The 14,365-nt window shown below is 71.4% G+C and carries 15 protein-coding genes; 1 reads left to right on the top strand and 14 read right to left on the bottom strand.

What is annotated here, in order from left to right; genetic code table 11:
* Nucleotides 1–12: 12 nt before the first annotated feature.
* The 8 genes from IF06_RS0119460 to IF06_RS0119420 all read right to left on the bottom strand — a co-directional run bounded on the left by IF06_RS0119460 (nt 13) and on the right by IF06_RS0119420 (nt 8,124).
* The gene (locus tag IF06_RS0119460; RefSeq protein WP_013289303.1) at nt 13–348 is read right to left on the bottom strand and encodes a rhodanese-like domain-containing protein; all 336 of its coding nucleotides are present in this window, start codon (nt 346–348) and stop codon (nt 13–15) included.
* 28 nt (nt 349–376) lie between these two features.
* On the bottom strand, nt 377–1,312 hold the full coding sequence (locus tag IF06_RS0119455; RefSeq protein WP_052166194.1) for an LCP family protein: 936 nt from the start codon (nt 1,310–1,312) through the stop codon (nt 377–379).
* 179 nt (nt 1,313–1,491) lie between these two features.
* Entirely contained in the window at nt 1,492–2,706 is a 1,215-nt protein-coding gene (locus tag IF06_RS0119450) for an LCP family protein (RefSeq protein WP_013289301.1), read from the bottom strand.
* 203 nt (nt 2,707–2,909) lie between these two features.
* Complete coding sequence (locus IF06_RS32230; RefSeq protein WP_013289300.1) at nt 2,910–4,157, bottom strand: LCP family protein; 1,248 nt, start codon at nt 4,155–4,157, stop codon at nt 2,910–2,912.
* 74 nt (nt 4,158–4,231) lie between these two features.
* Nucleotides 4,232–5,209: an NAD-dependent epimerase/dehydratase family protein gene (locus IF06_RS0119440; protein WP_030272669.1), complete on the bottom strand. Its 978-nt coding sequence runs from the start codon at nt 5,207–5,209 to the stop codon at nt 4,232–4,234.
* A 67-nt stretch (nt 5,210–5,276) separates the two neighbouring features.
* Complete coding sequence (locus IF06_RS0119435) at nt 5,277–6,950, bottom strand: cation acetate symporter (RefSeq protein WP_013477486.1); 1,674 nt, start codon at nt 6,948–6,950, stop codon at nt 5,277–5,279.
* Entirely contained in the window at nt 6,928–7,296 is a 369-nt protein-coding gene (locus IF06_RS0119430) for a DUF485 domain-containing protein (protein ID WP_013289297.1), read from the bottom strand. Before IF06_RS0119430 ends, IF06_RS0119435 begins: the two co-directional genes overlap by 23 nt.
* Nucleotides 7,297–7,536: 240 nt before the next feature.
* Entirely contained in the window at nt 7,537–8,124 is a 588-nt protein-coding gene (locus IF06_RS0119420) for a flavin reductase family protein (RefSeq protein WP_318528075.1), read from the bottom strand.
* Here IF06_RS0119420 and IF06_RS0119415 point away from each other — a divergent pair.
* Entirely contained in the window at nt 8,123–8,380 is a 258-nt protein-coding gene (locus IF06_RS0119415; RefSeq protein ID WP_013289295.1) for a hypothetical protein, read from the top strand. The genes IF06_RS0119420 and IF06_RS0119415 overlap by 2 nt on opposite strands.
* Nucleotides 8,381–8,401: 21 nt before the next feature.
* On the opposite strand, the gene IF06_RS0119410 is transcribed toward IF06_RS0119415, so the two are convergent.
* From IF06_RS0119410 to IF06_RS0119385, 6 genes are all read right to left on the bottom strand, one after another.
* Nucleotides 8,402–8,893 (bottom strand): SRPBCC family protein, encoded by a 492-nt coding sequence (locus IF06_RS0119410; RefSeq protein WP_030272668.1) that lies wholly within the window; start codon nt 8,891–8,893, stop codon nt 8,402–8,404.
* A complete protein-coding gene (locus IF06_RS0119405; RefSeq protein ID WP_030272667.1) occupies nt 8,893–10,587 on the bottom strand; it encodes a hypothetical protein in 1,695 nt (564 codons plus the stop codon). The genes IF06_RS0119410 and IF06_RS0119405 overlap by 1 nt, the downstream gene beginning before the upstream one ends.
* Entirely contained in the window at nt 10,572–11,336 is a 765-nt protein-coding gene (locus tag IF06_RS0119400) for an ABC transporter ATP-binding protein (protein ID WP_013289292.1), read from the bottom strand. The genes IF06_RS0119405 and IF06_RS0119400 overlap by 16 nt, the downstream gene beginning before the upstream one ends.
* 78 nt (nt 11,337–11,414) lie before the next feature.
* Nucleotides 11,415–13,055 carry a cation acetate symporter gene (locus tag IF06_RS0119395; protein ID WP_013289291.1) on the bottom strand — a complete coding sequence of 547 codons (1,641 nt, stop codon included), beginning with the start codon at nt 13,053–13,055 and terminating at the stop codon, nt 11,415–11,417.
* Nucleotides 13,055–13,405 (bottom strand): hypothetical protein, encoded by a 351-nt coding sequence (locus tag IF06_RS0119390; RefSeq protein ID WP_174361831.1) that lies wholly within the window; start codon nt 13,403–13,405, stop codon nt 13,055–13,057. The genes IF06_RS0119395 and IF06_RS0119390 overlap by 1 nt, the downstream gene beginning before the upstream one ends.
* Before the next feature lie 262 nt (nt 13,406–13,667).
* The gene (locus tag IF06_RS0119385; RefSeq protein WP_030272666.1) at nt 13,668–14,330 is read right to left on the bottom strand and encodes a DUF5701 family protein; all 663 of its coding nucleotides are present in this window, start codon (nt 14,328–14,330) and stop codon (nt 13,668–13,670) included.
* Between the last annotated feature and the right edge of the window lie 35 nt (nt 14,331–14,365).

The raw sequence follows: 14,365 nt of genomic DNA, 5'->3' as shown, positions 1-14,365 counted from the left end.
CGCGTCACCGACTCAGGCGACCCGGCCCGGCTGTCCGTCGTCGGTGACCACCGGACGGCCGGCGGCGGCCCAGTCGCCCATCCCGCCGTCGACGTTGCGCACCTGGTCCCAGCCGTTGCGCATGAGGTAGCCGACCACCTGGGCGGACCGGCCGCCCGAGCGGCAGATCACCGCCACGTCGCGGTCCTGCGGGATCTCGGCGATCCGGGCGGGCAGCTCGGTCATCGGCAGGTGGTGGGCGGCCGGCGCGTGGCCGGCGGCCCACTCGTCGTCCTCGCGGACGTCGAGCAGGTAGACGTCGTCGGGCACGGCCGACGCGGGCACGCTGGGTAGTGAGGCTCCGAACACGGTAACCAAGCCTAGTCGCCCACGGCGCTCACAGCCGGTTGACCCAGCGCGGGTTGGCGCCGGCCCATTCCGGTACGCGCGTGTCGCGCAGCGCGGTGAACAGCCCGCCGCCGCCGTTGTCCAGCACCACGTACGAGACGCCGTCGATGGTCTGCGGGTAGGAGGGCACCTGGACCCCGCGCAGGGCGTCCGCGGGCAGGCCGCGCAGCGCGAACAACAGCTCGTCCAGGGGTACGCCGTTGGTGTCCACGGTCAGCGCCCCGCCGGCCGCGCGCAGCACGCGGTCCAGCTTGACCGGGTCGCTGCGCAGCCGCGTCTCGCCCGCCCGGTCGAGCACCGCCCGCAGCATCTGCTGCTGGTGCCGCTGCCGGTCGTAGTCGCCGCCGGGCAGGTCGTAGCGCTGCCGCACGTAGTCGAGCGTCCGCGCGCCGTCCATCTGCTGGCAGCCGGCGTCGAACTGGTGCCGGGTGTGGATCGAGCGCACCGGCGTGTCCACGCACATCCGGATGCCGCCGAGCTGGTCGATCACCTGCTTGAAGCCGGAGAAGTCGACGAGTGCGGCGCCGTCGAAGCGGATCCCGGTGAGCCGGCTCAGGGTGGTGCTGAGCAGCCGCGCGCCGCCCTCACCGCCGCCGCCGTGCTCGTACGCGGCGTTGACCTTGTCCTGGCCGCCGGGGAAGCCTGGTGCCGCGGGGAGCGCCACCAGCAGGTCGCGCGGCACCGAGATCAGGTACGCCTGCCGCATCCCGGCCGGTACGTGCACGATCAGGATGCTGTCGGAGCGCTGGTCCTCCGGGTTCGCGCCGGGCCGGTGGTCGGAGCCGATCAGCAGGTAGTTGAGCGCGCCGTCCAGGTCCGTCCGCTTGTTGCGGGCGGCCGGGTCGAGCAGTTGCTCCTTGGCCACGGTGCGGTCGTAGCGCGAGGTGAGCCAGTGCAGCCCGGCGACGCCGAGCGTGGCGAGCAGGACCAGGACGAGTCCGGTGCCGAGCAGAAACCGGGCCCAGCGGGCGGGTCCACCCCGCCCGCGTCGGTTCCGTGCTGGCCTGGACGTGACGATCCCCCCGTAGCCGCGACATGAGACCCGCTCACGTCAGGCTACGGGGGGATCGGCCGACCGGTATCGCTTTCGCGCAGGTCAGCGGGTCATTTACGGGTGGAGAGGACGTCCGGGTTGTTCACCACGAAGTCGGCCAGCTTGTCGTTCTTGACCGCCTGGAACATGTCCATGGTCGCCTCGTTGAACGTCTCCCGGCCGTTGCCGTTGCCGGCGAAGGTGCCGCCGTTGGTCCGCAGGGTGACCAGGTCGTTCCCGTTGAGGTTCTTGAGCGTGAAGATGAAGTCGGCGATCGGCACGCCGCCGGTGTCCAGGACGAACGCCTTGCCGGCCGCCTTCATCAGCGAGTTCAGCTTGATCGGGTTGGTGAGCATGCCGCCCTCGGTGGCCTTCTTGGCCATCGCCTTGATCAGCTGCTGCTGGTTCTGCTGCCGGTCGTAATCGCTGTTCGGCAGGCCGTAGCGCTGGCGGGAGTAGTCGAGCGCCTCCCAGCCCTCCATCTCCCGGCAGCCCTTCTTGTGCACCACTGCCTTATACGGCTTGCCGGTCTTCTTCGCGTCGGCGTTCCACATCGGCTTGCCGTCGACGTACGACATGTGGTGCGACTTGACCTCGTGGCTGACGCAGATCCGCACCGAGCCGAGCGCGTCGATCACGCTCTTGAAGCCGCCGAAGTTGATGATCGCGGCGCCGTCGAAGCCGATGCCGGTCATCGACTTGATCGTCTTGGCCATCAACTGGGCGCCGCCCTCCCAGCCGCCGCCGTTCTGGGCGCCGTGGAAGAAGGCCGCGTTGATCTTGTCGGTGCCGCCCTTGTAGCCGCTCTTCTCGAAGGCCGGGATACGCGCCTCGGTGTCCCGGGGAATCGAGATCAGGTACGCCTGGTCGTGGCTGGCCGGGATGTGCAGGATGATGATCGTGTCCGACCGGACGTCGTCGGCGGCCCAGCGGGCCCGTGCGTCCACGCCGAGCAGCAGCATGTCGATCGGGCCTTCGAGGCTGCTGCCGCCCTCTGCGTCGGACTTGCCGGCCTCACCGAGCAGGTTGCGCTGGGCGATGTTGTTGGTGGCCTGACCGATGACCGCCTTGCTGCCGACGATCGCGACGCCGCTGGTCACCATCAGCACCGCGCCCAGCACCAGCGTGAGCTTCGCCCAGAGCGGGTCCTTGCGCTTGGTGCGCTTCTTCTTGCCACCGCCGGGACCGCGACCGCCGGAACCGGGCTGTGTGGGGATGACCGGAGGGACCCGCCCGGATGATCCGGGTGCCGGTGACTGCGGGCGACGGCTGGTCTGGACCGACATGCGTGCTCCAGCTCGGTGATCGGGGGCGGGACCACTTTACGTATCTGTTCCCGTTCTCGCGACCTCGTCGGGTCGCAATTCCCGTCAATACCGGCCGACATCTTCGGGTTGTGGCCGAACGGGCAGGGGTAAGGAGCCGGTCGGCGGTTGGCCTCCGTGGTGGCGAGGTCCTAACGCGCGAGACCGGTCATGTCGTGCCGGCGTCAGCCGCCCGCGTTGTCGCCCGAACCCTTCTGGTTGGCCTGCATCCACTCGGCCATCCGGTCGGCGGCGATGGCCTTGTACATCGCCAGCGCCTTCTCCCGGTCGGAGACCACCACCGACTGGCCGTCGATGGTCTGGCCGCCCAGGTGCGGGCTGGTGACGAACGTCAGGTTCTCGCCCCGCAGGCTGCGGAACTGCACTGCCATGTCGGTCAACGAGAATCCCTGGTCGACCGTGACGGCGGCGGTCACCGCCTTGAGGAAGTCGTTCAACTTCTTCGGGTTGGTGAGCGTCCCTGTGCTGGCCGCCTTGTCCATCAGCGCCTTCAGGAACTCCTGCTGGTGCCGCATCCGGGCGAAGTCGCCGTCCGGGAACTGCTTGCGCTGCCGGACCCAGTCCAGCGCCTCGGCGCCGTTCATGTGGTTCACACCCTTGGTGAACGTCCGGTACGGCTTGTGGATCGAGGTGATGGTCCGCTCCACCTTGAGGTCGACCCCGCCCAGGGCGTCGGTGACCTCCTTGAAACCGCCGAAGTCGATGGCCATCACGTGGTCGATCCGTACGTCGGTGAAGCACTCCACGGTCTTCACCGCGAGCGGCAGGCCGCCGAACGCGAACGCCGCGTTGATCTTGTTGCGCGAGCCGGAGTCGCAGGACGCGCCGGCGCTCTCCGGGATCGGCACGTACAGGTCACGCGGCACCGAGACCAGGTAGGCGCTCTTGTGGTCGGCGGGGATGTGCATGACGATCACGGTGTCCGCGCGCCACTTGCCGGAGCCGTCGACCGGGGCGTCCGGATCCCGCGAGTCGCTGCCCACGAGCAGGATGTTGAACGCGCCCTCGACCTGCTTGGCCGGCCGCCCGCCGGTGATCCCGGCGAACGGATCGGTGCGCGCCAGGTCGTCGTCAAGGTTGCGGGCGTAGAACCAGGCGCCGAGGCCGCCGAGCAGCGCCAGCACCAGCACCGCGACACCCGCCACCAGACCGATGCGCCCCCAGCGCGGCCGGGGACCACGCCGGCCGGACCCACCCGGACCGCCGCCGCCCGGACCACCGGGACCGGTCGGCCCGGCCGGGCCGCCGGGACCGCCGGAGCGGGGCGCCTCGTCGTGTGCGGGGTACCACGTGGCTTCCGAGGGGCGGGCGCGCCCGGTGGCGCCGCGGCCGGAGCCGGGAACCGCGGCGCGGCCCGCGCCCCGGTTCAGGTGTCGGGGGAGCGGGGCGCCGGCAGACGAGGTCGCTGACATGTAACCGAGGGTAGGTCGGCCCGGCCACCGACGCCCTCGTACGCGCCCCGATGTCAGCCGCGTCCCCGGCGGGTTCAGTACCCGAGACGCCCGCGGAAGTACTCGATCGTGCGTCGGAGGCCGTCTTCGGGCGTGACGCTCGGCTCGTATCCGAGCAGTTCGCGGGCGAGGGTCAGGTCCGGGCGGCGCATCTCCGGGTCGTCCGAGGCGCGAGTGATGTAGCTCACCTCGGACGTGCTTCCGGTGAGTGACACGATCGTCTCGGCCAGTTGCCGCATCGACATCTCGTGCTCGGTGCCGCAGTTGATCGGCCCGGTCTCGGTCGAGTCGAGCAGCAGCAGGATGCCGCGCACCAGGTCGTCGACGTAACAGATCGAACGGGTCTGGTTGCCGGTGCCGTGCACAGTGATCGGCTCGCCGCGCAGCGCCTGGGAGATGAACGTCGGGATGGCCCGGCCGTCGTCCGGGCGCATCCGCGGGCCGTACGTGTTGAAGATCCGCACGATCGCGGTGTCGGTGCCCCGGCTCCGGTGGTAGGCCATGGTGGCCGCCTCGGAGAAGCGCTTCGCCTCGTCGTAGACGCTCCGGATGCCGATCGGGTTGACGTTGCCCCAGTACGTCTCCCGCTGCGGGTGCTCCTTCGGGTCGCCGTACGCCTCGGAGGTGGAGGCCATCAGGAACCGCGCGCCGTCGTCGGTGGCCCGCTCCAGCAGAGCCAGCGTGGCCACCGAGCCGACCCGGAGGATCTCCACCGGCAGCTTCTCGAAGTCGGTGGGGCTGGCCGGGGACGCCATGTGCAGGATCGCGTCGAACCGCTCGGCCATCGCCGGGTGCTGCGGCAGGCCGTCGGAGATGTCCGCCTCGACGAGCGTGAAGGTCGGCTTGTCCAGCAGATGGGCCACGTTGTCCTTGGACCCGGTGACGAAGTTGTCCAGCACCACGACGTCGCAGCCGCGCTCGACGAGCCGGTCGACCAGGTGGGACGGGACGAAACCGGCGCCGCCGGTGACGAGGATGCGGTGTCCGGTACCGAAGCGGGGAGCGACCTTCATGGCGGTCAGCCTATACACGCGAGGCGGGGCCCCCGCGTAAGGCAGGGGCCCCGCTCGACCGTGGTGATCAGTGCGCGCCGGCTCCGGTGAGCGAGCGCACCTCCAGCTCCGCGTACTTCTCCTCGTCGCTCTCCTTGGACAGGATCGTGCCGAGCCAGCCGCACAGGAAGCCGAACGGGATCGAGATGATGCCCGGGTTCGACAGCGGGAACCACTGCCAGTCGTGGTCGGGGAACATCGCCGTCGGCGCGCCGGAGACGACCGGCGAGAAGAAGACGAGCACCACGGCGGCGAGCAGGCCGCCGTAGATGGCCCAGACCGCGCCCGAGGTGTTGAACCGCTTCCAGAACAGGCTGTAGAGGATCGCCGGCAGGTTGCCCGACGCGGCGACCGCGAACGCCAGCGCGACCAGGAACGCCACGTTCAGGTTCTGCGCGTAGATCGACAGGACGATCGAGACCGCGCCGATCACCAGCGCGGAGATGCGGGCGACGGTCACCTCCTGCCGTTCCGACGCCTGCCCGTTCTTCACCACGTTGGCGTAGAAGTCGTGCGCCAGGCTGGACGACGACGCCAGTGTGAGCCCGGCGACCACCGCGAGGATCGTGGCGAACGCGACCGCTGCGATGATCGCCAGCAGTGTCGCGCCGCCCAGGTCCCCGCCGAGGAACTGCTCCCCCAGCTTCTCGGCGAGCTGTGGCGCCGCGGTGTTGCCCGCCTTGTCCTGTGCGGTGATCTCCGACCCGCCGACGATCGCCGCCGCGCCGAAGCCGAGCGCCAGGGTGAGCAGGTAGAACGTGCCGATGATGCCGATCGCCCAGAGCACGCTCTTCCGGGCCGCCCGCGCGGTCGGCACGGTGTAGAAGCGGATCAGGATGTGCGGCAGGCCGGCCGTGCCGAGGACCAGCGCGATGCCCAGCGAGAGCAGGTCCATCTTGCTGTAGAACGTCTTCAGCGCGTCGCCGGGTGTCTCCACGCCGTAGCGCAACCCGGGTTCGAGGAACGCCGCTCCCTTGCCCGAGGCGCTGGCCGCGTCGCCGAGCAGCGAGGACAGGTTGAACTTGTACTTGGCGAGCACCAGCAGCGTCATCGCCAGCGCGCCGCCCATCAGCAGGAACGCCTTGACGATCTGGACGTACGTGGTGCCCTTCATGCCGCCGACGGTCACGTAGATGATCATCAGGGCGCCGACCATGATGATGGTGGCGACCTTGGCGGTGTCGGCGTCCATGCCGAGGAACGTGGTGCCCGGCTTGATGCCGAGCAGCAGGGCGACGAGCGCGCCGGCGCCGACCATCTGGGCCAGCAGGTAGAAGATCGACACCGTGATGGTGGAGACCGCCGCGGCGGTCCGGACCGGCCGCTGCCGCATCCGGAACGCCAGGACGTCCGCCATCGTGTACCGGCCGGAGTTGCGCAGCAGCTCGGCCACGAGCAGCAGCGCCACCAGCCAGGCGACCAGGAAGCCGATCGAGTAAAGGAAGCCGTCGTAGCCGTAGAGCGCGATGATTCCGGCGATGCCCAGGAAGGACGCCGCCGACATGTAGTCGCCGCCGATCGCCATGCCGTTCTGGAAGCCGGAGAACGACCGGCCGCCGGCGTAGAAGTCGGTGGCGGTCTTGGTCTGCCGGCTGGCCCAGACGGTGATCGCCAGCGTGATCGCCACGAAGACCAGGAACAGCGTGATGGTGAGGTTCCGGGCGGTGGTGCTGCCCGCCTCAGCCGCGAGGACCGTGTTCATGGGTCACCTCCCCCATCTCGTCGCGGATCCGGTCGGCGACCGGGTCGATCCGGCGGCTGGCGAACCGCGAGTAGAACCAGGCGATGAGGAACGTGGAGACGAACTGGAGCAGGCCGAAGACCAGGGCGACGTTGATGTTGCCGATCAGCTTCGTGCCCATGAATCCCCGCGCGTACGCGGAGAGGATGACGTAGAGCGCGTACCACAGGAAGAACGCGACGGTCATCGGGAAGACGAAGCCGCGCAGCGTGCGCCGCAACCCGGCGAACTCGTCCGACCGCTGGACGGCGAGGTACCGTTCCGCCGCCGACTCGGCGGGTGCGGACGCGGGTGTGTCCGTGGACATCTGTGGATCACCACCTTCGCAAGGCGTGGGGGAGTTTCGCGCACGGTAGAGAGCGCGCTCCCGGCCCGGGAAGGCTCCGCCGCCGGGCGGCGAACGGCTGCGCCGAACGGCACCCCCACTGCGCCCAGTGACCCACGTCACTCCGCTAACCGGTCACCCCCCACCCGGTCGATCATGAGGTTGACGGCGACAAATCGGACGCGGAGCGCGGCCAACCTCATGATCGACGGAGGAGAGGGGTCAGCCGGGGAGGTCGTGGTAGCGGCCCCGGTAGTGCAGCAACGGGGGTGTGTCCCGGGGCAGGTCCACGGACTCGATCGTGGCCTCGACCAGCAGGCCCCAGCCGTACTCGCGGGCGGTGTCCAGGCGGCAGCCCGCCCACCCGCCGGCGTCGGCGGGCACCGGGCCGTACGGCGTCTCGGTCCAGGCGTCGAGCGCGAACAGGCCGCCGGGCGACGGGAACAGCCCGGCGAAGCGGTCGGCGAGCTGCCGATGCTGCGGACCCAGCGGGGCCACCGCGAACCGTCCCGCCTCCTCGATCGCCGCCCACAGGTCCGACTCCGGGTCGACCAGGCCGAGCAGCCGGTCCGGTTCGCCCTCGGCCACCAGCGTGGAGGAGACGGTCAGCCCGGCCGGACCGGGCGCGGTCCAGAGCGTCACCGGGGCGGCCAGCCGCCCGCGCAGCCGGCGTACCGGCGAGCGTTGCGCGGCCGGCGCCGCGAACGGATCGGTGGAGTGGATCTGCGCGCCCGGCTCTGGATTCACGTGAAACATTGTGCCGCCCGCCACCGGGCGAGGCTCGACGGAACGCCCTACCCTGCCGGGCATGGCTCTCGTCCCACCGCAGAAGCTCGCCCAGGACCGGATGGTCAGCGCCGACGCCGTTCTCGGTGGTCAGGTCGATCTCCGTGCCTACCCGTACCGGCACCTGATGGTCATCGCCCGGCACAAGTGGGGCAGCAGTGGGTTCCCGCCGCTCATGGCGGCGGTCGAGCACCTGTCGAACTACGGCTGGGACCTGGTGAACGTGCTCAGCGTCGGCGACGGCCACCACGTCTACGCGGCGATGCGCCGCACCGCCTGACGGCAGCCCGAGACGCGCGGATCAGTCGTCGTCGAGCAACCGGCGGGCGGCGGCCAGCACCTCCGGGTCGGCGCAGCCGGCCGCGTACCCGGCGATCCGGCGCCGGATGTCGCGCCCGAGCAACCGCTCCCCGATCCGCTCGGCGACCGGGCGCAGGAACGCGGGCCGGCAGCGGAAGTTGTACCGCCACGTCGCGATCGTGGTGCCGGGATCCGGGCCGGGCGCGAACCGCCAGCCGCCGCCGAACCGCTCGAAGAACCACGGTCCGCGCACCATCTTCATGCCGACGTTCGTCGGCGGTGACCAGGACACGTACTCGCTGACCATCACCAGGCCGTGCCGGGAGCGGGTGAATGTCTGCACGCCCCGCCCGGGCCGCGTCGCGCCGTCGACGAAGTGCTGCTCGCGGACGAACGGATCCCAGCGGTACCGCACCGGGGCGGTGGTCTGGGAGACGGCGAACGCCAGCTCCGGAGGGACCGGGACGGTGACGACCGCTTCGACGACAGGCATCAGCGCCTCGGGGTGACATTCGCCAGCAGCTCCGGCTGCCGGTGATCGAGTGTGTCCCCGGCCATGTACGCGCCGAGCAGCGCCGCGCCCCCGCCGTACGCCAGCCCGACCGGCAGCGCGAGCCAGAGCCACACGTCGCCGAGCAGCGCGGCGGCCACCACGAACGGCACCGCCACCACCGCGGAGCCGACCATGGAGACCAGGGTGAGCAGGCCCTTTGTGAAGCCCGCGCCGCTGTTCAGGGCGAACGGGTTGCTCGACTCGGGCAACGAGTACGCGCCGAGCACTGAGACGAACGCGTTGATCGCGAGCCCGCAGCCGTACGCGGCGAACAACGCGCCACCCATCACGCCGAGCCATTCGGGCCGGCCGAGGACGACGGCCAGCGCGACCGCGATCACGAGGAGCATCGGCACCACGTAGATCGAGAACGCGGCCATCCGGGCCCGCAGCTCCACCCGCCCCGGCACACCGGCGACCACGTTCGCCGCGAACGAGCTGCCGTCGAAGCCGAACTGGTTGGCGAGCGTCAACGACGCGAGCGCCCCCACGAAGACCATGGTGAGGCTGACCATCGCCGGTGAGGAATCGGCTGTCGCCTGGTCGAACGCGGCGCCGCCCTCGGACAGGAACGCGGGGCCGCCCAGGTTGACCATCAGCGGCACGAACACGCCGACCACTGCGACGGTGATCAGGTTGGCCCGGCGGCGGGCGTCCCGCCACCAGTAGCGGCACTCCCGGGCGACGATCGCGCCGAACCGGTCCCGCCGGGCCCAGCCCACCGCGCGGGGGAAGAGCTGCGCGACCGCGCCGCCGGCCACAGCGCGCGGCGTCCGCGCGGGGCCGCTGCTCGCGGTGCCCACCATCGCCGACTCCAGCGACCGCGACCACCAGAACAGGAGTACGCCGAGCGTCGCGACCGCGATCAGCAGCTTCACCACCGCCGCACCGGTCCGCCCCTGGGCCACGTCCACGCCGGCGGTCCACGGTGCGCCGAACGGCGTCCAGCCGACCACCCGGGCCACACCGTCCAGCCGGTCCCAGTCGGTCTGCCGTACCGCCGCGAGCACCAGCAACTGCAACGGCCCGAGCAGCGCGGCCAGCACCGCGAGCAGCACGGCGGCCAGGTCGCGTACCCGGCGGGAGCGCAGCATCGTCGCGAACGCACTGGTCAGCGCGCGGGCACCGGCCAGGCAGACGAGCAGCCCGACGACCACGCCGAGCGCGCCGACCAGGGCGGCCGCCCATCCACCGAGCGCGCCGGCGGTGACCACCAGCCCGGCCGCCGTGATCGCCGTCGCCAGGGCCGGCACGCTGACCAGGGCGGCGGCGAGCAGACCGGTGACCAGGGTGCGGCGGGACAGCGGCAGCAGCGCGAACCGGGCCGGGTCGAGCGTCTCGTCCACGCCGAAGAAGACGAGCGGCAGGAGCAGCCAGCCCAGCGTCAGAACGCCACCGCCGAACGCGGCGATCATCAGCGCGTACCGGGACTCGCCGGCCAGCCCCGGCGCGGCGAGCAGGAAGAACCCGACGGCGGCGAACCAGAGCCCGAACAGCAGGCCGAGGACGAACAGCGCGACCCGCCAGGTCTGACCCCGGAAGTTGTTGCCGAGCACCCGCAGCTTGAGCCGGACGAAGTGCCAGGGCGACACGCGCCGGGCCGGACGCTCGGGGACGGTCACCGGGACAGCCACGACAGCTCCTCGCCGGTCGCGGTCCGGCCGCCGACCACCTCCACGAAGACGTCCTCCAGCGACCGGTCGCCGCGCACCTCGGCCAGCGTGCCCACCCGCTTGATCCGGCCCTCGGCCAGGATCGCCACGTGGGAGCAGAGCCGCTCGACCACCTCCATCACGTGGCTGGAGAAGATCACCGTTCCGCCGCCGCCGACGTACCGGTGCAGGATGTCGCGGATCAGCGCCGCCGAGACCGGGTCGACGGCCTCGAACGGCTCGTCCAGCACCAGCAGGCGCGGACCGTGCAGCAGCGCGCAGGCCAGCCCGATCTTCTTCTTCATGCCCGCCGAGTAGTCGACCACCAGCGTGCGGCCGGCGTCGGAGAGCGCCAGCACGTCGAGCAGCTCCGCCGCCCGCTGGTCGACCACCGCCGGGTCCATGCCGCGCAGCAGACCGTGGTACGCCAGCAGCTCCGCCCCGCTCAGCCGGTCGAAGAGGCGTACGCCGTCGGGCATCACACCGAGCAGGCTCTTGGCTCGGACCGGGTCGGCCCAGACGTCGTACCCGAGCACCCTCGCCTCACCGGCGTCGGGCCGCAGCAGGCCGACGGCCATGGAGAGGGTGGTGGTCTTGCCCGCTCCGTTCGGGCCGAGCAGGCCGTAGAACGAGCCGGTCGGCACGGCGAGGTCGACGCCCGCCACCGCGACCTTGGTGTCGAAGCGCTTGGCCAGACCACGAAGGGAGAGCGCGGGGTGCTGATCGGTCATGGTCCGACCGTATCGGGCTCCGGCCAGCGGCTGCTCGGGCGGCAGGGTGATCTTCTGCTCCTACCTGGGGAGTAGCGCCTACAGGCGCAGCGACTCCGGGGTGTGCAGGCGGAGCATGGTGGCGCCGACGTCGCGGGGAAGCCGACGCCGGCTCGCCATCGACACCACCACCATGACGGTGAACGCCAGCGGCACCGTCCACGCGGCCGGCTGCGTGGTGAGCGTCGCCGGCCACCCGGTCAGCGGCGGGCCGAGCACGGTGAGCAGCACCGCACCGACGGCCGCGCCGCCGCCGACCAGCACACCGGCGGCGGCGCCCAGGTCGGTCAGGCCGCGCCACCAGATGCCGAGCACCAGCAGCGGGCAGAAGCTCGACGCGGCCACCGCGAACGCCAGCCCCACCACCTGTGACACGTCCAGCCCGGAGACGTTCAGCGAGAGCACCGCCGGCACCCCGCCGGCGATCACCGTGGCGAGCCGGAAGCCGCGTACCGAGCCGCGCCCCAGCACGTCCGTGGAGATCACCCCGGCCACGCTGGTGAGCAGGCCGGACGAGGTGGACAGGAACGCCGCGAACGCGCCGGCCGCGACGAGCGCGGCGAGCAGCCGGCCGGTGGTGCCGTCGCCGAGCGCGGCACCGGGCAGCAGCACCACCACCGCGTCGGTCTGGCCGCTCACCAGCAGTTGCGGGGTGTAGATGCGGCCCAGCACGCCGTACACGGTGGGCAGCAGGTAGAAGACGCCGACGAGCGCCAGCACCACGAGCGTGGTGCGGCGGGCGGCGGCGCCGTCGGGGTTGGTGTAGAAGCGGACCAGCACGTGCGGCAGGCCCATGGTGCCGAGGAACGTGGCCAGGATCAGCGAGTACGTGGCGAACAGCCCTCGGTCGTCCTCGCCGGCGGTGTCCGGCAGCAGCCATTCGGTGGCGCCGGTCGCCGCGCCGGACACCTCCGGCACCGGGTCACCGGCGGCGAACTCCAGGCGGTCGCCGGGGCGTACCTCCCGGATGTCGCCGTCGGGCAGGGTGAGCGTCGCGCGGTGCTCGACCACGACTGTGGTCGCGGTCCGGAACGTCGGTCCGTCGGGCGGGGTCACCGCCGGGCGGGCGTCGGCCTGCCACTGCAACGCCAGGAAGATGGCGGGTACGGCGAGTGCGGTGAGCTTGAGCCAGTACTGGAACGCCTGCACGAAGGTGATCGCCCGCATGCCGCCCAGCGCCACGTTCGCGGTCACCACCACGGCGACGAGCAGCGCGCCGAGCGGGTACGGCGAGCCGGTGAGCGTGGCGAGCGTCAGCCCGGCGCCCTGCAACTGCGGCACCAGGTACAGCCAGCCGATGAAGATCACGAAGACGGTGGCGAGCGTCCGCAGCCGGCGGGAACCGAGCCGCACCTCGCAGAAGTCGGGCAGCGTGAACGCGCCGGAGCGGCGCAGCGGCGCGGCCACGAACAGCAGCAGCGCCAGGTATCCGGCGGCGAAGCCGACCGGGTACCAGAGCACGTCCACGCCGTACTTGAGGATCAGCCCGGCGACGCCGAGGAAGCTCGCCGCCGACAGGTACTCCCCGCCGATCGCGGCGGCGTTCCAGGTCGGGCTGACCGACCGGGACGCGACCAGGAAGTCCGAGGTGGTGCGGGCCAGCCGCAGCCCGTAGAAGCCGATGCCGACGGTGACCAGGGTGACGGCGACGATCGCCGGGACCACGTAGCCGTTGGACATCAGTGTTCCGGCCGTCGGATCAGGTCGACGAAGTCCTGCTCGTTGCGTTCGGCCAGGCGCACGTACGCCCAGCCGACGACGATCAGGAACGGGAAGGACACGACGCCGAGCAGCAGCCACGGCAGGTTGACCCCGAGCACCGTGACCCGGCCGACAGTGGGCGCGATGGCGAACAGCCAGGGCAGGCCGCCGAGCCCGACCAGCACCAGCAGGCTGAGCCGCAGCGCGAGGGAGAGCTGGGCGCGCATCAGCCCCTGCACGAGCGTCTCGCCGACAGGGGTCTGCTGGGTCAGCTCGGAACGGGTGCGGTCGGCCGGGTCGCCGGTCCGGGAGACCTCGGCCAGCACGATCCGGGTCCGCTTCGGCGCGGCGGCCGGCGCCGGCCCGCTGCCCGGCTCGCGGAGCGGTGTGGACGCGCGCGGGCCGGGAACCGGGGCGGCCTCGGCGGGCCGCCCCGAAGGATGCTGTTCCGCGGCTCCGGTCACCCCCGGCAGTCTCGCCCGCTCAGCGGGAATGTCAAGAGCACGGTTCCGAGCCCTGTGCACAACCTGTGGATAACGCTTCACGGTTGTGGATAACCCGGTGGATGGCGTGGAGTCGTTGTGGACAGCGTCAGCTCAGCCCCACCCGTACCGGGTTCGCGGTCGCCGAGCCGAGCCAGGTGTGCGGGTTGCCGAACCAGCACCACCCGAGCTTCGGCGCGCCCTGGCTGATCCACAGCGCCGGCACCCGCCGGTCGCCGCAGCGCGACCCCACGAGCGAGAAGCACCTGTTGCTCGCCAGCGCCTGCGGGTGCAACGTGACGAACGCCAGCCCTTCGTCGATCGTGATCGGCAGCCGGTCCTTCGCGGTCATGTCCTCGAGCGCGGCCGACGGCGGCACGTTGCGGTACTCCTCGCCCCGGTCCACGTCGAAGAGCAGGTACGCGGGACCGGACGGCACCTCCAGCTCCTTGATCGGGTGGAAGGTGGGCAGGTCGTCGGCGGGGAAGTTGCGGTCGAGGACGCCGGCCTTGCGCTTGCCGGCCAGCGTGGTGAGCGCGATGCGTTCCGGCACCGGCACCAGCTCCCGCGTGGTCACCAGCAGGAACGGCACCCGTGCGTCGGTGGGCCCGGCCAGTCCGGCGGCACCGGTGACCGCCGCGTCGCGCAGCGGGGTGAGCAGCGCCCGGAACTCATTCTCGGTCTGCCCGGCCAGCGCCGGGTAGCCGAGCTGCACGAGGCGGTCGAGCTGGCGGTCGAATTCGGTAGCGGCGTCGAAGCGGTCGTCGGACATGCGGTCCCCCACCCTGTCGTACGGTCTGCCGTACA

The sequence above is a fragment of the Micromonospora globosa genome (genome assembly GCF_000717585.1).
GTDB lineage: Bacteria > Actinomycetota > Actinomycetes > Mycobacteriales > Micromonosporaceae > Micromonospora > Micromonospora aurantiaca.
Note: the sequence above shows the minus strand (reverse complement) of the source record. Positions and strands in the feature narration are given on the sequence as shown.

What these genes read in the sequence shown, in the direction of transcription:
- IF06_RS0119415 (WP_013289295.1), top strand. Translation starts at nt 8,123, where the DNA reads ATGGCTCTCGTCCCACCGCAGAAGCTCGCCCAGGACCGGATGGTCAGC.
- IF06_RS0119420 (WP_318528075.1), bottom strand. Translation starts at nt 8,124, where the DNA reads ATGCCCGGCAGGGTAGGGCGTTCCGTCGAGCCTCGCCCGGTGGCGGGC.
- IF06_RS0119450 (WP_013289301.1), bottom strand. Translation starts at nt 2,706, where the DNA reads ATGTCGGTCCAGACCAGCCGTCGCCCGCAGTCACCGGCACCCGGATCA.
- IF06_RS0119400 (WP_013289292.1), bottom strand. Translation starts at nt 11,336, where the DNA reads ATGACCGATCAGCACCCCGCGCTCTCCCTTCGTGGTCTGGCCAAGCGC.
- IF06_RS0119435 (WP_013477486.1), bottom strand. Translation starts at nt 6,950, where the DNA reads ATGAACACGGTCCTCGCGGCTGAGGCGGGCAGCACCACCGCCCGGAAC.
- IF06_RS0119410 (WP_030272668.1), bottom strand. Translation starts at nt 8,893, where the DNA reads ATGCCTGTCGTCGAAGCGGTCGTCACCGTCCCGGTCCCTCCGGAGCTG.
- IF06_RS0119395 (WP_013289291.1), bottom strand. Translation starts at nt 13,055, where the DNA reads ATGTCCAACGGCTACGTGGTCCCGGCGATCGTCGCCGTCACCCTGGTC.
- IF06_RS32230 (WP_013289300.1), bottom strand. Translation starts at nt 4,157, where the DNA reads ATGTCAGCGACCTCGTCTGCCGGCGCCCCGCTCCCCCGACACCTGAAC.
- IF06_RS0119430 (WP_013289297.1), bottom strand. Translation starts at nt 7,296, where the DNA reads ATGTCCACGGACACACCCGCGTCCGCACCCGCCGAGTCGGCGGCGGAA.
- IF06_RS0119385 (WP_030272666.1), bottom strand. Translation starts at nt 14,330, where the DNA reads ATGTCCGACGACCGCTTCGACGCCGCTACCGAATTCGACCGCCAGCTC.
- IF06_RS0119440 (WP_030272669.1), bottom strand. Translation starts at nt 5,209, where the DNA reads ATGAAGGTCGCTCCCCGCTTCGGTACCGGACACCGCATCCTCGTCACC.